Source organism: Ruegeria sp. G12 (assembly GCF_056533565.1).
On sequence record NZ_JBQFOO010000002.1, the window covers coordinates 764,050 to 784,749 of the forward strand.

Here is a 20,700-nt window from a genome sequence, read left to right on the forward strand (position 1 = left end):
CTAGCGGTCGTCGCCTCCGGGGCCGATATCGTCCAGATAATCCTCGTCAATCGCAGCCTGAACCGCGCCGGTCACCGCCTCGCGCTGTTTCGGCGACAGGTCTTCGGGGTCCTTGTCATCGGCCAGCCGCACCGTCACTTCACGGTGGGCAAAGCGGATGCCTTCACGTGCAAACAGCTCACGAATTTCCTGATAGACCTTCTTGCGCACCAGCCATTGATCGCCGGGTTTGGTCATGAACTTGACCCGGATGATCATCGCCGAATCCTGCATCTCGATCACGCCCTGCGATTTCAGCGGCTGGATAAAGTTCTCGCCGATTACCGGGTCGGTCAGCAATTGCTGACCCAGTTTCTTGATCAGCTTCCGCACCTTCTCGACATCTGTGTCATAAGTCACCCGCAGGGGCAGTTTCATGATCACCCAGTCGCGGGAATAGTTGGTCAGCACCTTGATCTCGCCAAAGGGAATAGTATTGAGCGCACCCAGATGGTGCCGCAACTGGAAGGACCGGACCGAGATCTTTTCGACCGTCCCCTTAACGTCCCCGATATCGATATACTCCCCCTTCCGAAACGCATCATCCAACAGGAAGAACGCGCCCGAGAAGATGTCACGCACCAACGTTTGCGAGCCAAACCCGACGGCGAGACCAACGACACCGGCACCGGCAAACAGCGGGCTAACGTTGATGCCGATCTCCATCAACACGATCAGAACAATGGTCACGACAACAACCGCCAGAATCGCCCCTCGGAACAAGGGCAGCAGGGTCGCCAACCGGCTCTGCCCGCCTTCGCCGCCTTCGTCACCCAGTTCGGCATCGGTTCCGTCATCCACCTCTTCGGCGATCTTGCTGTCGATCCAGATGCGGAAGAAATGGAACAGGATGTAGCCGATGAACAGGATCACCATCACGTCCAGCGCACGCTCGACGGGTAAATCCTCGCTCCAGCTTGCGTTCGGGTTCCAGATCACCACCACCGCATAAAGCCCGACGACAAAGGCCAAAATGCCCGCCACGCGCCGTGCCAGATCCTCGTATGTCAGGATCGCGTGCTTTCGCTTCTCGGCTTCCGGGGTTTCCGTCTCAACGGGTTCATCCCCGTCGGGCTCAGCCTCGGCATTGATCTCTTCCATCTGCCGGTTGCGGTCAAAATACCGCTCGAGCAGGTAGTTCATCGCCCCATAGGCCACGACGACGGACATGAAGATCGCATAGCTGCTGGCCACGATCGGGATCGAGTTCTCGTTCTCCAGAACCAGATCGACCGCCAGCTTGAACCAGCTGAAAACGATGTAGACGATCAAAACCGGTGCCCAGGCGTAGGAGATGAGGCGCGAAATCCAGGACACCTGATCCGGGGCCCGCCCTCCGCGGATGGCGTTGGAAATGGCGCGGGCATTGAACAGGATCATCAGGACGTTCCCCAACGCGCCAAACATGGTCAGACCACCATAGACCATGGCGTAGACATTGTAGTTCAGCCCGAAATCCGCCACCCAGGTCGAGAACATCACCACCGAGATGTCATAGGTCGCCAGAGCCGAGGCCCAGATATACAGCCGTTTAGCGTTTCGGTCGGAAAAGGGCGGCAAGCGATATTGGCTCAGATAGGGCGACAGCACCATCCTCCACAGGTCCGACACCGTGCGCGACAGGAAAAAGGCGGTGAAGATCGCCGTCACCGTGAACTGGATCGAGATATCCTCGGCCTCGCCAAAGAACACATATCCCACGATTAGCGCCATCAACATCGCAAAGATCGTCCCGCCGATCCCCATCAGGAAGCGGAACACAAGAAACGGCATCTTCTCGCGATAGCCCTGCGGATTTTCCTTGCTGCGGGCCACGACCCAGCGCTTTGCAAACCGTTTTCCGTAGATTTCGGTGGACAGCCACCGCCCCAGCAGCAGGAACAGGACGTTCCAGCCCAACACCTCGACATAGGTCTGGATGCGGCCATCCGGGCTGGTCTGGCGCAGGACATACTGCACCTCGAACACCGAATACGGCAGGGCCTCCATCCGAGAGGCCATTGATTCCCGGAACTTCGTGAACCTCTCCTGCGCCTTCATCAGTTGCGAGCCACCGCCCATCGGGTTGTCGGATGCCTCGTCTTCCGACTGGGCACCGCCCTGGGTGTTCGCGGACACCACCTGCCCCCCGCTGTCGATCACGATAACGCTGGCACCGGCCTCGCTTGCCGCGCGGATCGCCGCTGCCAGATCGCTGTCGGTCGATGTTTCGGCGTCGGTGCTTGACCCGGTAGTGTACCCCGGAATCAACGACGTCTGCGCCATCACCCCAGCCGGATACGCCAGCAAAAGGGTCCAGAACGTCAGAAGTAACCCGGCCAGATGTTTAAATTTCATAAGGTCTTGCATCCATTTCCTGTCACCGAAGACAGTACAGAACAGGCACGGGCTGTTCAAATTTTCCCGCACGACGGTTTCTATATCGTGTAAAGGCGTGTTTTCAACGCACAGTCCTTTGCTGGTATTTTCAATCCGACAAAAATTGAATATGAACGGACCGGCATTCGGGTACAGCCCCGGATCGCTGGGTTTTCGGTCATTCCGGCACCAACACCAAACACTGACGCGATATGCCGAAGAACCCGTAAATTCCTGTTGCCAAATCGCCATGCATGGCACATTTGCGGCAGGTAACTCCGCCTTTGGCAAGCAAAGCCGGACAATATACGATAACTGGTGCAAACGCGCGGGAATTGCACCAAGACCACTAAAACGGGCAACAATATGAGCCTAGGCAAACAGACCACAAAATCCGGCCGCGCGCCGCGTCTCCTGTTTTACAGCCACGACACGTTTGGGCTGGGCCACCTGCGCCGGTCGCGCGCTTTGGCCGCTGCGATGACCGAGGCTGACCCGCAAGCCTCGGCCCTGATCCTGACGGGCTCACCAGTGGCGGGTCGTTTTACCTTTCCCCGCCGTGTTGACCATGTGCGCCTGCCCGGCGTGACCAAGCGCGAAGATGGCTCTTACGCCGCCCGCACCATCGGGATGGGCATTGATGAGGTGACCGAGTTGCGCTCGGGCCTGATCCAGACCGCAGTCCAGCAGTTCGACCCGGACGTTTTGATTGTTGACAAGGAACCGACAGGTTTCCGAGGGGAGCTTTTGCCAACGCTGGAACAGTTGCAGTTTTCCGGCGACACAAAGCTGATCCTTGGCCTGCGTGATGTTCTGGACGAGCCCGAGGTTCTAGCCGCCGAATGGGCCCGGAAAGAGGCCATCGCCGCCACCGAACGCTTCTATCACGAAATCTGGGTTTATGGGCTGCGGTCAATCTATGACCCGACCAAAGGCCTGCCGCTCAGCCCCGCCGCGCAGTCGCGCATCCACTGGACCGGCTATCTGCGTCGCGATCTTGGGCCCGTGGGAGAGCCGCCGGAGCAGCCTTACATCCTGATCACGCCGGGCGGCGGTGGCGATGGCAAGGCGATGGTGAACCTTGTGCTGTCGGCCTACGAAAAGGACCCCAACCTGTCTCCGCGTGCGGTGCTGGTTTACGGGCCGTTCCTATCCGGTGAGTTGCGGGACGAGTTTGAAACCCGCGTCGCCGCGCTGAACGGGCGGGTCACTGCGGTCGGCTTTGAATCCCAGATCGAAACCCTGTTCGCTGGCGCCGCCGGAGTGGTCTGCATGGGCGGTTACAACACGTTTTGCGAGGTTCTGTCCTTCGACAAACGCGCCGTCATCGTGCCGCGCACCACGCCCCGGTTGGAACAGTGGATCCGGGCATCGCGCGCCGAAAACCTCGGGCTGGTGCGCATGCTGGATGAACAGCGCGACGGGCTGACCGCTGACGCAATGATCCGCGCCATTCGTGACCTGCCCAATCAACCGCTGCCCTCGCAGGCCATTCGGGGCGGGTTGCTGGACGGGCTGGACTATGTGACGGACCGTGTCGATGCGCTGCTGAGCCGGGAACAGGAACTGGCAACCGGATGAGCGCCCCCGATCCTAAACTGGCGGTGCTGGTCAAAGGATGGCCGCGCCTGTCGGAAACGTTCATCGCGCAAGAGCTTGTGGCCCTGCAAGACGCCGGGCACCGCTTTGACATCTGGTCCCTGCGCCATCCCACCGACACCAAGCGCCACCCGCTGCACGACCGGTTCGCTGGCCATGTGCATTACCTGCCCGAATACCTGTACGAAGAACCCCAACGGGTCTGGACAGCGCGGACCATAGCCCAACGCTTGCCCGGATATGCCGAGGCCTACCGGGTCTGGCGCGCCGATCTGCGCCGCGACCCCACCCATAACCGCATTCGGCGCTTTGGGCAGGCCTGCGTTCTGGCTGCCGAATTGCCCGACGCGACCCGGGCGCTTTATGCCCATTTCATGCACACGCCTTCGTCGGTGGCGCGCTACGCCGCCATCATGTGCGGTATCCCGTGGAGCTTTTCGGCCCACGCCAAGGACATCTGGACCTCGCCGGACTGGGAAAAGCGCGAAAAGCTGCAGGCTGGCATTTACGGCGCGGCCTTTGGGGCCACATGCACCGCCATCGGGGCCGAGCATCTGCGCGGGCTGGCGGATGATCCGGCGCGGGTGGACCTGATCTATCACGGGCTGGATTTAGACCGTTTTCCTTCTCCGCCCGAGCGCGAGCCACGCGCGGTGGACGGGCCGTTTCACATGCTGTCGGTCGGGCGGCTGGTCGAGAAAAAAGGGTTCGACCGCCTGATTGATGCCTTCGCCCTGCTGCCTAAATCGCTGGACTGGCAGTGGAGCCATATCGGCGGCGGCACGCTCGGCGACGCGCTGCGCTGTCGGGCCCAGGCTGCCGGTATCGCGGACCGGATCATGTGGAAAGGCGCTTGCGACCAACCCGAAGTGATCGAGGCCATGCGCGGCGCGGACCTGTTCGTCCTGCCCAGTCGTATCGCAGCGGATGGCGACCGCGACGGTTTGCCCAATGTGCTGATGGAGGCCGCCTCGCAACACCTGCCGATCCTGTCGACCCCGGTCTCGGCAATCCCGGAATTCATCGAAACTGGGACCCATGGGGTGTTGTCCGAGGACGATCCGGCCTCATTGGCAGCGGCGATTGTCGGGATGGCGTCTGCCCCCGACAAAACCGCCGACATGGCCATCGCCGCCTATGACCGCCTGATTGCCGAATTCCGGATGGACCCCGGCATCGCCCGCCTTTCCGCCCGGCTGAGCGCCTTGTGTTCGGATACCGCGTGATGGCCCGCGTCGCCTTTTACGCCCCGATGAAATCGCCTGACAGCCCAACGCCCTCGGGCGACCGGGAAATGGCCCGCAACCTGATGCGCGCGATTGCCGCCGAAGGAGATCAGGTCGATCTGGCGTCACGCCTTCGTATCTACGACAAAACCGGCGATCCCGCGTTGCAGCAAGCCCTGCGTGACAAGGCACAGGCCGAGGCGGACCGACTGATCGCGGATTTGCCGCCCGACACTGCGCTCTGGGTGACCTATCACAACTACTACAAGGCCCCCGATCTGCTGGGGCCGCAAGTCTGTGCCGCGCGTGGCCTGCCTTACGTGCAGCTTGAAAGCACCCGCGCTTCAAGCCGCCTGAACGGTCCATGGGCCGGGTTTGCGCAATCCGCGCACGACGCCTGCGATGCGGCGAAGGTGATCTTCTATCACACCGCGAATGACTTGATCACGCTGAAGCGCGACCGCTTCGCCGATCAGCAATTGGTCGAACTGCCGCCCTTTCTGCCGCAAACCGACCTGCCACCGCAAAGTTTGGGCCAAGGGCCGATGCTTACGGTCGGAATGATGCGGTATGGCGACAAGCTGGCCTCGTACGACATTCTTGCACTTGCGCTGGCGCATCTTTCGGGCGACTGGCATCTGCGCATCGCAGGCGACGGCCCCGCCCGCGCCGAGGTCGAGGCAAAGATGGCCCGGTTCGGCGGAAGGGTCTCGTTTCTGGGTCAGTTGGACCGAGATGCCCTGCGAGCAGTCTATGAAAGCTCTTCGTTGCTGGTCTGGCCCGGTGTGAATGAGGCTTATGGCATGATTTACCTCGAAGCGCAGGCGACCGGCCTTCCCGTGGTCGCACAGGACCGCCCCGGGGTGCGCGATGTGCTCGCACCGGCAAACTACCCCCCGGTTGAAGCCGGGGCCAAAGGGTTGGCCGACCAAATTCAACAGCTTCTGAGCAATGACCCAGAACGTCTTGCTCTAGGCGCAAAAGCCCGTGCCCATGTAGCGCAACGGCATCTGATGCCGAAAGCAACCGAACGGTTCTGGACCGCGATCCGCCCGATATTGGAGGCATCATGACCCGGCTCGCTCTGCTGCGCCACGGACACACCCACTGGAACCGCGCCGGGCGGATTCAGGGCCGCAGCGACATCCCGCTGGACGATGAAGCGCGCGCAGAACTGGCCGGGTACGCCCTGCCGTCGGATTGGCAAGCCGCCGATATCTGGTCCAGCCCCCTGCTGCGGGCTAGCGAAACGGCGCGGTTGGTCTCGGGCCGTGATCCACAAACGTCGGATGCGCTTACCGAGATGAACTGGGGCGATTGGGAGGGTCTGCGCGGGGTCGACCTGATCGCGGATGACACCAGCGGCTACCGCCATATCGAGGACTGGGGGTGGGACTACCGCCCGCCAAACGGCGAAACCCCGTCCGAGGTCTGGACCCGGCTGCATCCATGGCTGATCAGCCTGCAGAACGACACCGTTGCGGTCTGCCATATCGGCATCATGCGCGCCATTCTGGCCCGCGCCTGGGGATGGAATTTCGATGGCCCGGCCTCCTTCAAGATCAAACGCAATCGCCTTTATATCGTTGATGTGCACATCCTGAGCCCCGACCCCAATCCCGTTCGCCTGATCCCGCGAGAGGCAGCCCGATGAAAGTCATGATCATCGTCACCCATTTGCTGGGCACCGGACATCTCAGCCGTGCGCTGACGCTGGGTCGCGCCTTTGCCGGGGACGGGCATGAGGTTTTGGTGGTCTCGGGCGGAATGCCAGCGCCGCAGTTGGACAGCACCGGCCTGACCCTGCTGGGACTGCCACCGCTGCGGTCGGACGGCACGAACTTCACCCGCCTGCTGACCGACAGCGGAGAGGTCGCGGATGACACCTACCGCGCGGCGCGGATCACCGCGCTGACCAAAGCAGTTCAAAGTTTCCAGCCGCAGGTTCTGATCACCGAGCTTTTTCCGTTTGGCCGCCGCTCTCTGACCGATGAGTTCGAGGCCACCCTGATCGCCGCCCGAAATCTGCCCCACCGCCCCCTTATTCTGGGGTCGATCCGGGACATTTTGGCCCCGCCGTCCAAACCGTCGAAGGCCGAGCGCACAGATCAAATCGTGGCGAATTACTACGATGGTATTCTGGTACACTCGACCGAAAGGGTCATTCCCCTATCCGTTAGCTGGCCGGTCTCGGCAGAACTGGCGCAGCGCCTGCACTACACCGGTTTCGTAGCACCCAAAGCGCCGCAGCCGCATCCTGATGCGGTGGGGCGGGACGAGGTTCTTGTCAGTGCCGGAGGTGGCTCCGTCGGCCAGCCGATCTTTCGCGCAGCCATCGAGGCTGCCCGAAAGATGACCAACAGGCGCTGGCGCCTGCTGGTCGGCGGGCAGGATGCGCGAGCGCGGATTGCCGAACTGTCACAGCTGGCCAAGGGCGCGCCCGTGATCATCGAACCGGTGCGCCCGGATTTTCGCCAGATGCTGCCGCATGCCGCTGCCTCGGTCAGTATGTGCGGCTATAACACCGCGCTGGACATCCTCCAGAGCGGGACGCCCGCCGTGTTCATTCCGTTCGATGACGGAAAAGAGGTCGAACAGGGTTTGCGCGGACAAAGCCTATCGCAGATGCCTGCAATTGAAGTGCTGGTCAGTGGAAACCTGAATGGTTTCACGTTGGCCGAGGCCATAGACCGCGTGCTTTCCGACGGGCCGCGCGAGGCGCAGGATCTTGGGTTTGACGGGGCGCAACAGTCGGTGGAGATCGCCAAAGAACTTTGGGAAAACCGTCAATGAGCGTTGACTGGGCCCCTCTTGAAACGGAATTGGGTCGCTGGCGCGATCAGGGTTTGACGCTGCCCTTGTGGTGGCGCGACGACGATGCCATTGCGCCCACGCCTCAGCTGGACATGTTGTCGGACCTGTCCGCGCGGTTGAACCTGCCGGTTCATCTGGCGGTAATCCCGAAAGACGCCAGTCTGGAACTGGCGGAATACATGAGCAAGCGGGAGACGTTGATCCCGGTTGTCCACGGTTGGGCGCATCAGAACCACGCGCCAGCGAGTGAGAAGAAGTCGGAGTTCCGTCTGCATCGCCTCTTGGGTGCGATAGTCGCCGATGCGCAGGCCGGGCTTGCCAAGCTCCGCACGCTGTTCGGCGATGATCTGCGCCCCATGTTTGTGCCCCCCTGGAACCGTATCGCGCCCGAGGCCGTGGCCCAACTGCCCAAAATCGGGTTTCGCATCCTCTCAACCGCGACCCCCCGCAAATCCGCGATGGCCGCCCCAGGCCTTGAGCAGATCAACACCCACCTGGATCCCATCGACTGGAGGGGAACGCGCGGGCTGATGTCGCCGGATGCATTAATCGCGCAAACCGTCCATCTGTTGCAGGATCGCCGCGAAGGACAAGCCGACAATACCGAACCCTTCGGCGTTCTGACCCATCACCTCGTCCATGATCAGGACATCTGGACGTTCACCGAAGAGTTGCTAGGTACACTCCTGAACGGGCCAGCCGTTCCGTGGACCGCGCCCAAAACCCAAAGGACCAAGACCCTATGAGCCGACTGGATTCAATGCTGCGCCGCCTGACCGCCCAGCGCGACGGGCTGAACTGGGCCGCCGCGCAGATCGACGGCAGGGTGGGGGACGTTCTGGACATGGGGCTGGGCAATGGCCGCACCTACGACCATTTGCGAGAGATCCTGCCCGACCGCCGCATCTGGGTGATGGACCGGGTTCTGCAATGCCACCCCAGCAGCACCCCTCCGCCCGAAGATTTCTTGCAGGGCGAAGCCGAGCCCATGTTGCAGAAACTCGCCGAACGTGGCCGCACGATTGCTCTGGCGCATTACGATTTCGGCAGAGGCATCAAAGAGGAAGACGTGGCCGAGGCCGCGCGCCTCAGCCCTCTGATCGCCAAAGTCATGCAGCCCGGCGGCCTGCTGATATCCGGCCAACCGCTTGTGGGGTTCAATCAGATCGTAGGGCCCGACACCATCGCGCCGGACCGCTACCTGTTCTACACCGCCTGATCAGGCGACCCGACGGCCCCGCGACCAGACCGCATTCAGCGCCGGGGCACCCGCACGCATCCGGAACCGGATCAGATCGGCCCGCGCACCGACCCGCAACGCGCCCCGATCATCCAGCCCGGCGGCCAATGCCGGGGTTTGCGTCACCGTCCTGATCCCGCGGGCCATATCGCCCCACATCTCACCAAGCATCACCGCCGACAGCAGCAGTGCCGAGGGCACGTAATCCGACGACACGATGTCCAGATGGTCCAGCTCGGCCAGTTCTCGGGCCGAGACGTTGCCCGAATGCGACCCGCCCCGGATCACGTTGGGCGCACCCATCATCACCTTGATGCCGTGATCGTGGCAGGCGCGCGCAGCCTCGACCGTGGTGGGAAATTCGGCCAGACGGATCCCGTGATCGGCGGATACGCGCACCTGCTCAGCCGTCGTATCGTCATGGCTGGCCAGCACAGCGCCAAAGCGGCTGGCGGCCTTGACCGTTTCAAGCTCGTGCCGGTCGCCGTTTCGGTCGCGCAGGCCTTTCAATTGCGCCACATGCTGCAGGAACGTGTCATCGTCCATCGCGTATTTGACCTTCAGATAGGTCTCAAGCTTCGACAAATCCCGAAACTGCCGCTGCCCCGGCGTGTGATCCATGATCGACACCAACCCGACGCGGTCTTCGGGGCCGAACTCATCCAGTTCCTCGACCAGCGTTTCCGAGCACACCTCGGCTCGCAAATGCAGGAAATGGCTGATCTTGAGCGCGTCCTGTTCGCGCAATTCCCACAACTCGCGTGACAACCCGCGCGCATATTTCAGATATCGCGCCGCGCCGGTAGGAATCGAACCGATGCGCATGGCGTCGAACACAGTGGTGATGCCGGTGCTGGCCAGTTCCGCGTCATGGGCGATGATGGCAGCGGCATGAGGCCAGTCGACCTGAGGGCGCGGCTGGATGTGCCGTTCCAGATTGTCGGTGTGCAGCTCAACCAGACCGGGGCTGACATAGTCGCCCTCGCAATCCACGGCACCTGCGGGAACGCCCGCACCGGTGTCGATACCGGCGATGGTCTCGCCCGCGATCCGGACACTGCCGGTAACAGTCTCATCCGGCAGAACAAGCGTGGCATTGGCAAGGATCAGTTCTTCTGTCATCTGACCTTCACGCAGTTTGAGTTAGGGAACGGCCAGGTAGGAGGCCAATGTGACGTTCAAGCGATACGCGATCTATTTTGCGCCGCCTGCCGGAGCGGAATGGGCGAGGTTCGGTACAGACTGGCTGGGCTGGGACATGGAGACCGGCCAGTCTGCCGCGCATCCCGTTGTGGAGGGCGTGGATGTCTCTGCCGTCACCGAGGTTCCGCGCAAGTATGGCCTGCATGCCACGCTGAAGCCGCCTTTTCGTTTGGCAGAGGGCCAAACGCTCGCCGCGTTGCAGGACGCCTGTGCCCGACTGGCCACGCAGCAGCAGCCGGTGGTGCTGGACGGCCTGGAAATCGCCCGGCTGGGCCGCTTTCTCGCGTTGCGCCCACTGGGCGACACAGGCGCGCTTAACGCGCTGGCCGCCGCCTGTGTCCGCGATCTGGACCCTTTCCGCGCGCCCGCGTCCCAAGCCGAACTGGCCCGCCGCCGTGCTGCCGGTCTGACGCCGGTGCAAGAGGCCAACCTGACCCAATGGGGCTATCCATATGTCATGGATACTTTCCGGTTTCACATCACGCTCAGCGGCAGGCTGGACAAACCGACACTGGCGCGAGTGCAAAAGGCGCTTGGAACCCACCTCGGACCGCTGCTGCCTGCACCATTCCACATCGCCGATCTGGCGCTGGTGGGTGAGGCCGAAGATGGGCGGTTTCATCTGCTCCATCGCTACGCTCTCTCTGGTTGAAGGCGAGTCAGGATTTCGTCGACCGTGGCCTCTGGCGGCCCGGAATTGTCGACCTCAATCACGCGCCGTAGCCCCTCGGGGAACAGCGCTTCTGCCCGCTCCAAGCGCCGCGCCTGCTCACCTACGCTTTCCCGCCCGCGATCCGACAAACGCCCGGCCAGAACCCCAGCATCGGCGGTCAGAGAGACCACGATCAGGTCACCAAACACCGCCTGCGCATGCAGCAGCACCCCCCGCGAAAGGTTGACCAGAACCGCATCGGCCTGTCCGCGCTGCGCCGAAATCCCGGCGGGCACGCCATACATCATCCCATGCGCGGACCAGTGCAAAACGAACGCTCCCGCCCGCACCATCTGATAGAACTCAGCCTCGGACACCCGGTCGAAATCCTCACCCCCTTCACCCTCGGGCCGGGTAATGACACGGCGCACGGGCTGAATGCCCGGCATGCGGGCTGCTAGCGCCTTGATCACGCTGTCCTTGCCAACCCCTGATGGGCCAACGACCGCTATGACCGGAGCAAGGCTCATGCCGCCCGCCCCGGCGTGAACTCCGAGACATCGACCGCCCGGTCACAGACCCGCGCGCGCGCCTCGACATCGTGGAAAATGCCGACAATCGCCGCGCCGCGCGCTTTGGCCTCTTCGATCAGCGACAGCACCGTCTCGCGGTTGCGTACATCCAGACTGGCCGTGGGTTCATCCAGCAGCATCGCGGGGTAATCATGCGCAAAACCGCGCGCGATGTTCACGCGCTGCTGCTCGCCCCCTGAAAAGGTCGTGGGGCTGAGCGTCCACAGATGTTTCGGGATGTTCAGCCGCGCCAATAGTCCGGCAGCCGTGTCCAGCGCCGCCCGCTTGTCACAACCCACAGCCAACAGTGGCTCGGCGACAACTTCAAGCGTCGGCACCCGAGGGACAACCCGCAGGAACTGGCTGACATAGCCCAGCGTTTCGCGTCGCAGCTTCAGTACCTCGCGCGGCTCGGCCCTCGCCACGTCCAGACCACCCACCAGCACCTGCCCCGAGGCGGCCAGATAGTTGCCGTAGATCACCCGCATCAGTGTCGACTTGCCCACACCCGAGGCCCCGGTCAGCGCCACACATTCGCCGGGCAACACCCTCAACGAAGCGCCCTCCATCACCGCAATCACCGCGCCGCCCTGATTATGCAGAGTAAAGCGCTTGCTGACATCCTTGAGTTCAATCATCGCTTCTTCTCGTCCCAAATACGGAATCAAACCTGCAGAACGCTGGCCACCAGCAACTGTGTATAGGCATGTTGCGGATCGTCCAGAACCTGATCGGTCAACCCGGCCTCGACCACGCGGCCATCCTTCATCACCATCAACCGGTCCGCCAGCAGGCGCACCACAGCCAGATCATGGGTGACGATAATGGCGCTCAGCCCCATCTCACGTACCAACCCGCGCAGCAGATCCAGCAGCCGCGCCTGAACCGAGACATCCAGCCCTCCGGTCGGCTCGTCCATGAACACCAGCCGGGGGCCTGTGACCAGATTTCGAGCGATCTGCAACCGCTGCTGCATACCGCCTGAAAACGTGGTCGGGTGGTCGTCGACGCGGGTCTCGTTGATCTCGACCCGGCCCAGCCAGTCAATCGCCCGGTCGCGGATCGCACCGTAATGGCGGTCGCCCACAGCCATCAGCCGCTCGCCGATGTTGCCGCCCGCGCTGACCGACATGCGCAGCCCGTCGCGGGCGTGCTGATGGACAAAGGCCCAGTCGGTACGGCCCAGCATCCGACGTTCAGGCTCGGACATGGTCACCGTGTCCACTGGACCATCCGCGCGCGTGTCAAAGACGACCTGCCCCGCATCCGGTTCCAGATGCGCCGCGAGACAGTTCAGCAAAGTCGACTTGCCCGAGCCGCTTTCGCCAACGATCCCCATCACCTCGCCGGGGTAGAGATCAAAGCTGACATCCGCACATCCGATGCGCGGCCCATAGGTCTTTTTGAGGCCCTGAACACTCAGCAGCGGGGTCATGTCTCTACCTCGGATCATAGGAAAATTCGATCCGGTTGCCGCCGGGTTCGCGAATCATGAAGTGGACCTTGGGCCCTCCGCCCGAGGGTTCGGGGCTGAATTCGACCTCGACGCCGGGCCAGGTGCTGACCGTTTCGAACACCTTGTCCAGCGACTCGGCCGACGGGATTTTGAACGCGACATGATGCAGGCCCACATTGGCGTGTCGGTCAAAGGCGTGCTGATCCTCGCCCTTCTGCTGCCACAGGGTCAACACCGCCGACCCGTTGCTGATAAAGACCGAAGGGTATTCGGGCCGTCCGCCGACCACCTCCCATCCCAGCGCATCGACAAAGAAATCTTTGGTCAGGTCAAGATCGGCGACCGTCAGGCCCAGATGATCAATTCCCAGTACGTGTTCACGCATCATAAAGCATCCTCCTTGCTTAAACGCCCTTCATGCCCCACCGCGCGGCGGGATCGGCAGTAGTCGGTGTCCGAGCAAACGAACATCCGGTTGCCCGCGTCGTCCATGATCACCTCGTCCAGATAGCTGTCCTCGGCCCCGCACAGATCGCAGGGATGGTCAGCCTTGGTGGCCTCGAACGGGTAATCTTCGAAATCCAGAGACACGACTTTCGTGTGCGGCGGCACCGCGTAGATCCGCTGTTCGCGCCCAGCGCCGAACAGTTGGATCGCGTCCATTTCCAGCTTCGGGTTGTCGAATTTCGGGATCGGAGACGGGTCCATCACGTAGCGGTCCGCGACCCTCACCGGATAGGCGTAAGAGGTCGAGATCGCGCCGTGCTGGCTGATGTCCTCATACAGTTTCACATGCATCAGCCCGTATTCCTCAAGGCTGTGCATCTTGCGGGTCTCGGTCTCGCGCGGTTCCAGAAAGCGCAGGGGTTCCGGGATTGGCACCTGATAGACGATGATCTGATCGTCGCGCAGCTTCGCCTCGGGGATACGGTGGCGGGTCTGGATCACTGTCGCCTTTTCCGTCTCTTCCGTGGTTTCAACACCCGCAGTGTTTTCAAAGAATTTACGGATCGAGACCGCATTGGTCGTATCATCCGCCCCCTGATCAATCACCTTCAATGTATCTTCAGGCGTCAAAGTCGCCGCCGAGACCTGAACCCCGCCCGTGCCCCAACCATAAGGCATCGGCATTTCGCGGCTCGCGAAGGGCACCTGATAGCCGGGCACGGCGAGGCCCTTAAGAATTGCCCGCCGGATCATCCGCTTAGTCTGTTCATCCAGATAGGCGAAGTTATACTCGCTCATGACGTTTTGTTCCTTGTGACAAATCGAACGGAGAACAGGTTTTGAACGGCATTACATTTTTTGAAGTCGCGCTTATCGTCGGCGTATTGGTATTCATCATCTACATTTGGCGACTGCCCACACGGAACCGGCACCGTCGGCGGGGTCACGGTGTCGATAGCGGCTCGGGCGGCTCCTGGTATGGCGGCGGCAGTGATTTCGGAGGAAGCGATTGCGGCGGCGGAGGAGGCGACTAAGTCAGAACTGGCGAAGCTGCGGCACTGGCTCATAGCAGGCCCCTTTCCGTCAACGCGGCTTCCAACGCCAAAGGTGAGGTAAAGTGGATGCCATCCATTCCCACAGCGCGCGCGCCTTCGACATTGTGGAACCCGTCATCGATGAACACGCAATCCGTCGCAGCAACACCTGCCCGCTCGCACAACAGTTGGAAGATCCGTGCATCAGGTTTCATCACACCCTCCTGCCCCGAAACCACAAGTGTTTCAAAAACCTCACCCAGACGCGGATGAACCTTCAGACCCTCGGGCCATGTCTCGGCTGACCAATTGGTGATGGCATGGACAGGTGTTCCTTTTGCCTTGAGACGGTCCAGCACCTCCCATGTGCCATGAATCGCGTTTTCAACGGTTCTGGTGTAGAGGCCAACATATGCGGCAAACAGGTGTTGGTCCGCAGGGTCGTCCAACTCTCGCGCCATGTCAGCAAACAGTTCCCCACTATCACCCCGCGCATTACGTTCGCGAAAACCTGTACGCTCGATGAAGGCGTGTGCGGCCTCTTCCGAGCCCAACGCCTCGACCCAGGCCAGATGCGGCTGCCAGTCGACCAGCACGCCACCGATGTCAAAAACAACAGCTTTCATTCTGCTGCCTCCTTTGGCGTGATCCGTTCTTCGGCCTCGCGCCGCAGTTTGCGCACCAGTTCCAGTTCGGACTGGAAGTCGACGTAATGGGGCAGCTTGATATGTTCGAGGAAACCGGTCGCCTGAATGTTATCCGCATGGCTCAGGACAAACTCTTCATCCTGCGCAGGTGCGCCCAGATTATCCTCGCCCAGCTCCGCCCACCGCAGGGCGCGATCCACCAGCGCCATGGCGATAGCTTTGCGTTCGGACTGACCGAAGACCAGCCCATAGCCGCGCGTGAATTGCGGCGGTTCGGTCTTGGACCCTTTGAACTGGTTCACGGTTTCGCATTCGGTCAACTCGACCTCACCGATGTCGATGGCAAATCCAAGCTCGGGGATGTCCATCTCGACCGCAACTTTGCCGATCCGCAACTCGCCGACAAAGGCGTGGTTGCGGGCGTATCCGCGCTGGGTCGAATAGGCCATGCCAAGCACAAACCCCTCATCCCCGCGGGTCAGGGATTGCAGGCGCAGCGGGCGAGTGGCCGGAAACTCCAGCGGCTCGCGCGTCAGGTCGCCGGGCGTGGCGTCGCTGGTGGGTTCGTCCTGAATGATGCCCTCATCGTGCAGGAATTCGGTGATATGGGGCGTGGCCTCCTGCCGCGCGGTACCGTCGGGCGCTTTGGGAACTTCGCCATCGGCGGCCAGTTTGAAATCTAGCAGTCGGTGCGTGTAGTCGAAGGTCGGCCCCAGAACCTGCCCCCCCGGCGCGTCCTTGAACGTGGCCGAGATGCGGCGGTCGCAGGTCATATCCCCCGTCTCGACCGGGTTCGAATAGCCAAAGCGCGGCAGCGTTGTGCGATAGGCGCGGATCAGAAAGATCGCCTCGATCAGATCGCCCCGTGCCTGTTTGATGGCAAGCGCGGCGAGGTCGGGGTCGAACAGGGACCCCTCGGCCATGACCCGGTTCACCGCGAGGCTCAGTTGCTCCCGGATTTGGGCCAGGCTGAGTTCTGCCACGTCTGTCGATCCGCGCCGTTCTTCGGCCAGCCACGCGTGGGCGTTCTCAATGGCCTTTTCGCCGCCTTTGACAGCTACATACATCGCCTAACCCTCCGCCCCGATCTGCGTGCTGCGCGGCAGGGCCGCGACCTTGTCACCGCAGGTCAGAAAGAAATCGCATCCCAACGGGTAGAGCGCCGCGTTGGCCCGCATCGCCGGGGCATCCGGCAGCGACAGATGGGACACGTCTTTGATACCCGGCCCGCTTAACGCCGCGCCGCTTTGCTGCAGATCGCCGCATTCCACGATCAGCGTCGCCGAGCGATCCGGGTATTCCGGCGTCCCGACCCGGTAAATGCTAAGCGACCCCAACGCCTCCCACGTGCCGACGGCAAAATCCGCGTCCGAGGCTGAGACAAGCGGCGCGCCGGTGTGGAAGGTCAGCCATTTGCGCACCGCCTCAGTATCGACCGAGCCCGCCAGATAGACCTTGGTTTCGGGGTCGCACAGGGTCAGCAGCAAGGTGCCCGCCGCCACGGACAACGGCGCGGGCGGTTCGCTGCCCGACAAGATGCGGATTTCACCGGGGCGGGCCATAACCGTCATGGCGGCGCGAAAGGCGTGGGCGGCGTCGATCGGGGGATTCTGAAATCCGCCTGAATACTGGGTTTGAGCGGTCATCAGTCCTCTCCCCGCGCAACCGTGAAAAACTCAACCTTCGTGGCCGCCGCTTTTGCAACGCGCGCTGTTTTCTCAGCCTGCATCTGGCGCTTTAGCGGATCGACAATCTTGCGGCGCAATGTGTCCGCCGCCGGGGTCTGCATCAGCGCATCAATCAGCGCCGCCGCCTCGGCCTTGGGTTTGGATCGCCCCTGCACATAACCATGGCCAACGGTGCCGTCCTCCAGCACCACCGAGCAGCGCGTGACGGTCATTTCGCCCAGATTGAACGGCGCGCCGGTTGCCCCGGTGCGCCCCCGCACCATCACGCCGCCAACCTCGGGCGCGCGCAGCCAGTTGAAGCTTGGCCGGGCGTCAACGCTGCCCCAAAGGGTCATCACCGCATCCTCGGGCGCGCGGGCCAGCAGGCCCATCCATTCCTTCCGCGCAGCGGTGGTAGTTTCTGTCTGATCGGTCATCAAAGCCTCTTGGCCGGGTTGTCTATATGAACTATACAACTAGACAAATATTAACCTGCGGAGCCTCACCCCGCAATCTCAAACTCTGTGAAGAATTGGTAACATGCGCAAAACGCCCATCTGGAAGAGCATCGCGCTGGGGCTGACCTCGGACATCGCCGAAGGGCGTTATCAGACCGGAGACCGCCTCCCGACCGAGGCGCAGTTGGCGGCGACCCACGGCGTCAATCGCCACACGGTTCGGCGGGCGCTGTCCGAGATGGCCGAACAGGGGCTTGTTCACGCGCGGCGCGGAGCCGGGGTGTTCGTCGCGGCGCGGCCCACTGATTATCCCATCGGCAAGCGCGTGCGCTATCACAAGAGCGTCTCGGCCAGCGGCAAAATCCCCGGCAAGAAGATCCTGGCGCTGACCACCCGCGCCGCCGACGCCGCCGAGGCCGATGCGCTAAACCTGACCACCGGCGACCCGGTCCATGTGTATGACGGCCTGTCGCTTGCTGATGGTCAACCTATCGCCCTGTTCCAAAGCATCTTTCCCGCCCGGCGCTTTCCCGACCTGCTGATCGCACTGACCGAAACGCAATCGGTCACAAAAGCCCTGCAAAGCTGCGGCATCGCGGATTACACCCGCATCTCGACCCGCCTGACGGCACGCGCAGCGACTGCAACGCAGGCCCTGCATCTGCGTCTGCCCGAAGGGGCACCCATCCTGTTTTCCAACGGCGTCAACGCGGATCCCGACGGAATCCCGGTTGAATATGGCAGGACCGCTTTCGCCGGAGAACGCGTGACCCTGACGCTGAACGGGGACTAGAAGTCCGCTCCGAACCGGAGGCAAAGGCAAAACACCAGCGCAAAAGTTTCAGGGACTACCCTTCGACGCGTCGCACCGCTATACGCTTCCCCAAACTTCACCTGACACGAGGCCACAATGAGCTTTGACCGCACGATCAAGATCGCCCCGTCGATCCTGTCCGCCGATTTCGCCAATTTCGGGCAAGAGATTCAGGCTATCGAGGCGCAAGGCGCGGACTGGGTCCATGTCGATGTGATGGATGGCCATTTCGTCCCGAACCTGACCTTCGGCCCGCCCGCCGTCAAAGCCTTCCGTCCGCATGTGAAAACGGTGATGGATGTGCATCTGATGATCACTCCGGTTGATCCCTATATTCAGGCCTATGCCGACGCAGGTGCGGACATCCTGACCGCCCATGTCGAGGCCGGCCCTCACACCCATCGCACCCTGCAGGCCATCCGCGCCGCTGGCATGAAAGCGGGCGTCGCCCTGAACCCCGGCACCCCGGCTGAGGCAGTCGAGCACCTGCTGGACCTGACCGATCTGGTCTGTGTAATGACGGTGAACCCCGGCTTTGGCGGCCAGAAATTCATCGATATGACCAGCAAGGTCCGCAAACTGCGCCAGATGATCGGCGACCGCCCCGTGCATATCGAAATCGATGGAGGCGTCGACCCCCAAACCGCCCCGCTGGTTGCGGCAGCCGGGGCAGATGTTCTGGTAGCCGGGTCGGCGGTGTTCAAGGGCGGGTCGGTTTCAGCGCCGGAGGTCTATGGTGAGAATATCCGGGCGGTTCGGGCGGCGGCCGAGGGTGGGCTGTCCTGAACGCCGCATTTCGGTCGGCGGCTCTGATGCCTCCCTCAACACCAGAACCTTTGACATAACGTCTTTCAGCGCAAGTTTGCGTTGAAGAAGTCGATTGTCCGCGACCAGGCCAGTTCAGCAGCTTCTTCGTCATAGCGCGGCGTTGAATCGTTGTGGAACCCGTGATTCACACCCGGATAGATATGCGCGGTGAAGTTTTTGCCATGCTCTTTCAGAGCCGCTTCATAGTCCGGCCACCCGGCATTCACACGCTCGTCAAGCTCGGCATATTGAAGAAGCAGAGGAGCTTGTATCTTCGGCACATCTGCAGCGCTGGCCTGACGCCCATAAAACGGCACCGAGGCCGCCAGTTCGGGGTAAGCCACCGCCATCGCGTTGCAAACACCTCCGCCATAGCAGAACCCTACGCAACCGACACGGCCCGTTGTGTCCGGATTGTCAGCAAGAAATTCGTATGCGGCAAAGAAATCGTTCATCAGCTTTTCACGGTCAACCGTGCGCTGAAGCTCCCTGCCGTCCGCATCGTTACCCGGATACCCCCCGACCGAGGTCAACCCGTCCGGTGCAAGGGCAATGAAACCCGCCTTGGCCACACGCCGCGCCACATCTTCGATATAAGGGTTCAGGCCCCGATTTTCGTGCACAACCACGACGGCTGGCACTGCTCCTTCTGTATTTGCGGGCCGAACCAGATAGCCACGCACCTCGCCATGTCCGTTTGGCGAGGGATAGGTGATGTATTCAGGCATGATGTCGGGGTCGGTGAAACTGACCTGCTGAGCGAGCGCATAGTTGGGTGACAACGCCTGCAAAAGCGCAACCGCCGTCAGCCCGCCCACCGCGAACTTTGCGGCACCGTCCAGAAACTCGCGCTTGGTAATCCGTCCATGCGCGTAATAGTCGTAGAGGTCCAAAAGCTCCTGATCGAAATCGGCGGCAGTCATACGGCGAGATGGGCTCTGATCGTTCATAGTGCTCTCCCTGTTCAAACATGCGGTGTCCGTTTGCTCAGGAACCGTAACACAAATCCAGCGATCTAGATCTGCGAAAGGATATGAGCGTTCAAATCTGCGGGAACCTTGCAAAGCGTGCGCAGGGGCTGAGAAACGAAAAGGCCGCCCCATGTGGGGCGGCCTTCTTTAGTTCATCCGAGTTGCTCCCGGCAGATTTTCCTGTTGAAAATCGCCTGCCGCAACCAGGCGCGACTAGCGCGCCTTACTCGATGATCTTCGACACAACTCCCGCACCAACGGTACGGCCGCCTTCGCGGATGGCGAAGCGCAGGCCGTTTTCCATCGCGATGGGTGCGATCAGCTCAACGCCGAACGACACGTTGTCGCCGGGCATGACCATCTCGGTGCCTTCCGCCAGGGTCACGGTGCCGGTCACGTCAGTTGTACGGAAGTAGAACTGAGGACGGTAGTTCGCGAAGAACGGAGTGTGACGACCGCCTTCTTCCTTGGTCAGGATATAGGCTTCCGCTTCGAACTTGGTGTGCGGTGTAACCGAACCGGGCTTACACAGAACCTGGCCACGCTCAACGCCGTCACGGTCGACACCACGCAGCAGGGCGCCGATGTTGTCGCCTGCTTCACCGCGGTCCAGCAGCTTGCGGAACATCTCAACACCGGTGCAGGTGGTTTTCGAAGTGTCGCGGATGCCGACGATTTCGATCTCGTCACCAACGT

General features: G+C 61.9%; 24 protein-coding genes. 10 read left to right on the top strand and 14 right to left on the bottom strand.

What is annotated here, in order from left to right:
- Window positions 1-2,376, bottom strand: a complete 2,376-nt coding sequence (locus ACR0JN_RS07600) for a mechanosensitive ion channel domain-containing protein (RefSeq protein ID WP_480817106.1) — start codon at window positions 2,374-2,376, stop codon at window positions 1-3.
- Between the two features lie 387 nt (window positions 2,377-2,763).
- Between ACR0JN_RS07600 and ACR0JN_RS07605 the strand changes: the two genes are divergently transcribed.
- The 7 genes from ACR0JN_RS07605 to ACR0JN_RS07635 are packed head-to-tail and all read left to right on the top strand — an operon-like array spanning window position 2,764 to window position 9,255.
- Window positions 2,764-3,978, top strand: coding sequence for a glycosyltransferase family protein (locus ACR0JN_RS07605; protein ID WP_480817105.1), 1,215 nt, complete (start codon window positions 2,764-2,766; stop codon window positions 3,976-3,978).
- Window positions 3,975-5,222, top strand: a complete 1,248-nt coding sequence (locus ACR0JN_RS07610; protein WP_480884981.1) for a glycosyltransferase family 4 protein — start codon at window positions 3,975-3,977, stop codon at window positions 5,220-5,222. The genes ACR0JN_RS07605 and ACR0JN_RS07610 overlap by 4 nt, the downstream gene beginning before the upstream one ends.
- A complete protein-coding gene (locus tag ACR0JN_RS07615; protein ID WP_480884982.1) occupies window positions 5,222-6,295 on the top strand; it encodes a glycosyltransferase family 4 protein in 1,074 nt (357 codons plus the stop codon). Before ACR0JN_RS07610 ends, ACR0JN_RS07615 begins: the two co-directional genes overlap by 1 nt.
- Window positions 6,292-6,876, top strand: coding sequence for a histidine phosphatase family protein (locus ACR0JN_RS07620; RefSeq protein ID WP_480884983.1), 585 nt, complete (start codon window positions 6,292-6,294; stop codon window positions 6,874-6,876). The genes ACR0JN_RS07615 and ACR0JN_RS07620 overlap by 4 nt, the downstream gene beginning before the upstream one ends.
- Entirely contained in the window at window positions 6,873-8,015 is a 1,143-nt protein-coding gene (locus tag ACR0JN_RS07625) for a glycosyltransferase family protein (RefSeq protein ID WP_480884984.1), read from the top strand. Before ACR0JN_RS07620 ends, ACR0JN_RS07625 begins: the two co-directional genes overlap by 4 nt.
- Entirely contained in the window at window positions 8,012-8,782 is a 771-nt protein-coding gene (locus ACR0JN_RS07630) for a polysaccharide deacetylase family protein (protein ID WP_480884985.1), read from the top strand. Before ACR0JN_RS07625 ends, ACR0JN_RS07630 begins: the two co-directional genes overlap by 4 nt.
- Complete coding sequence (locus ACR0JN_RS07635; protein WP_480884986.1) at window positions 8,779-9,255, top strand: class I SAM-dependent methyltransferase; 477 nt, start codon at window positions 8,779-8,781, stop codon at window positions 9,253-9,255. Before ACR0JN_RS07630 ends, ACR0JN_RS07635 begins: the two co-directional genes overlap by 4 nt.
- On the opposite strand, the gene ACR0JN_RS07640 is transcribed toward ACR0JN_RS07635, so the two are convergent.
- Window positions 9,256-10,398: an alpha-D-ribose 1-methylphosphonate 5-triphosphate diphosphatase gene (locus tag ACR0JN_RS07640; protein ID WP_480884987.1), complete on the bottom strand. Its 1,143-nt coding sequence runs from the start codon at window positions 10,396-10,398 to the stop codon at window positions 9,256-9,258.
- Between the two features lie 49 nt (window positions 10,399-10,447).
- On the opposite strand from ACR0JN_RS07640, the gene ACR0JN_RS07645 reads away from it, so the two are divergent.
- A complete protein-coding gene (locus tag ACR0JN_RS07645) occupies window positions 10,448-11,131 on the top strand; it encodes a DUF1045 domain-containing protein (protein ID WP_480884988.1) in 684 nt (227 codons plus the stop codon).
- Here ACR0JN_RS07645 and ACR0JN_RS07650 read toward each other — a convergent pair.
- Genes ACR0JN_RS07650 through phnG form a run of 10 tightly spaced genes read right to left on the bottom strand, consistent with a single transcriptional unit; the run spans window position 11,113 to window position 17,391 of the window.
- On the bottom strand, window positions 11,113-11,661 hold the full coding sequence (locus ACR0JN_RS07650) for a phosphonate metabolism protein/1,5-bisphosphokinase (PRPP-forming) PhnN (protein WP_480884989.1): 549 nt from the start codon (window positions 11,659-11,661) through the stop codon (window positions 11,113-11,115). The two genes, ACR0JN_RS07645 and ACR0JN_RS07650, sit on opposite strands and share 19 nt — an antisense overlap.
- Window positions 11,658-12,341 carry a phosphonate C-P lyase system protein PhnL gene (phnL, locus tag ACR0JN_RS07655; RefSeq protein ID WP_480884990.1) on the bottom strand — a complete coding sequence of 228 codons (684 nt, stop codon included), beginning with the start codon at window positions 12,339-12,341 and terminating at the stop codon, window positions 11,658-11,660. Before phnL ends, ACR0JN_RS07650 begins: the two co-directional genes overlap by 4 nt.
- Window positions 12,342-12,367: 26 nt before the next feature.
- Window positions 12,368-13,138 (bottom strand): phosphonate C-P lyase system protein PhnK, encoded by a 771-nt coding sequence (gene phnK / locus ACR0JN_RS07660; RefSeq protein WP_480884991.1) that lies wholly within the window; start codon window positions 13,136-13,138, stop codon window positions 12,368-12,370.
- A gap of 4 nt (window positions 13,139-13,142) precedes the next feature.
- Window positions 13,143-13,547: a VOC family protein gene (locus ACR0JN_RS07665; protein WP_480884992.1), complete on the bottom strand. Its 405-nt coding sequence runs from the start codon at window positions 13,545-13,547 to the stop codon at window positions 13,143-13,145.
- A complete protein-coding gene (locus ACR0JN_RS07670; protein ID WP_480884993.1) occupies window positions 13,544-14,404 on the bottom strand; it encodes an alpha-D-ribose 1-methylphosphonate 5-phosphate C-P-lyase PhnJ in 861 nt (286 codons plus the stop codon). The genes ACR0JN_RS07665 and ACR0JN_RS07670 overlap by 4 nt, the downstream gene beginning before the upstream one ends.
- Entirely contained in the window at window positions 14,401-14,673 is a 273-nt protein-coding gene (locus ACR0JN_RS07675; RefSeq protein ID WP_480884994.1) for a hypothetical protein, read from the bottom strand. Before ACR0JN_RS07675 ends, ACR0JN_RS07670 begins: the two co-directional genes overlap by 4 nt.
- A complete protein-coding gene (locus ACR0JN_RS07680; protein WP_480884995.1) occupies window positions 14,670-15,266 on the bottom strand; it encodes an HAD family hydrolase in 597 nt (198 codons plus the stop codon). The genes ACR0JN_RS07675 and ACR0JN_RS07680 overlap by 4 nt, the downstream gene beginning before the upstream one ends.
- Entirely contained in the window at window positions 15,263-16,354 is a 1,092-nt protein-coding gene (locus ACR0JN_RS07685) for a carbon-phosphorus lyase complex subunit (protein ID WP_480884996.1), read from the bottom strand. Before ACR0JN_RS07685 ends, ACR0JN_RS07680 begins: the two co-directional genes overlap by 4 nt.
- A 3-nt stretch (window positions 16,355-16,357) precedes the next feature.
- Window positions 16,358-16,933, bottom strand: a complete 576-nt coding sequence (gene phnH / locus ACR0JN_RS07690; RefSeq protein WP_480884997.1) for a phosphonate C-P lyase system protein PhnH — start codon at window positions 16,931-16,933, stop codon at window positions 16,358-16,360.
- The gene (phnG, locus tag ACR0JN_RS07695; protein WP_480884998.1) at window positions 16,933-17,391 is read right to left on the bottom strand and encodes a phosphonate C-P lyase system protein PhnG; all 459 of its coding nucleotides are present in this window, start codon (window positions 17,389-17,391) and stop codon (window positions 16,933-16,935) included. Before phnG ends, phnH begins: the two co-directional genes overlap by 1 nt.
- Before the next feature lie 103 nt (window positions 17,392-17,494).
- Here phnG and phnF point away from each other — a divergent pair, with 103 nt between their 5' ends.
- Together phnF and rpe are read left to right on the top strand one after the other, a co-directional pair.
- Window positions 17,495-18,205: a phosphonate metabolism transcriptional regulator PhnF gene (phnF, locus tag ACR0JN_RS07700; RefSeq protein ID WP_480884999.1), complete on the top strand. Its 711-nt coding sequence runs from the start codon at window positions 17,495-17,497 to the stop codon at window positions 18,203-18,205.
- A 117-nt stretch (window positions 18,206-18,322) separates the two neighbouring features.
- On the top strand, window positions 18,323-19,012 hold the full coding sequence (gene rpe, locus ACR0JN_RS07705; RefSeq protein WP_480885000.1) for a ribulose-phosphate 3-epimerase: 690 nt from the start codon (window positions 18,323-18,325) through the stop codon (window positions 19,010-19,012).
- A 65-nt stretch (window positions 19,013-19,077) separates the two neighbouring features.
- Here rpe and yghX read toward each other — a convergent pair whose 3' ends face one another.
- Together yghX and ACR0JN_RS07715 are read right to left on the bottom strand one after the other, a co-directional pair.
- Window positions 19,078-19,983 carry a YghX family hydrolase gene (yghX, locus tag ACR0JN_RS07710; RefSeq protein ID WP_480885001.1) on the bottom strand — a complete coding sequence of 302 codons (906 nt, stop codon included), beginning with the start codon at window positions 19,981-19,983 and terminating at the stop codon, window positions 19,078-19,080.
- Between the two features lie 244 nt (window positions 19,984-20,227).
- A partial coding sequence (locus ACR0JN_RS07715) for an EF-Tu C-terminal domain-related protein (protein ID WP_480885002.1) occupies window positions 20,228-20,700 on the bottom strand: 473 nt, incomplete at its 5' end.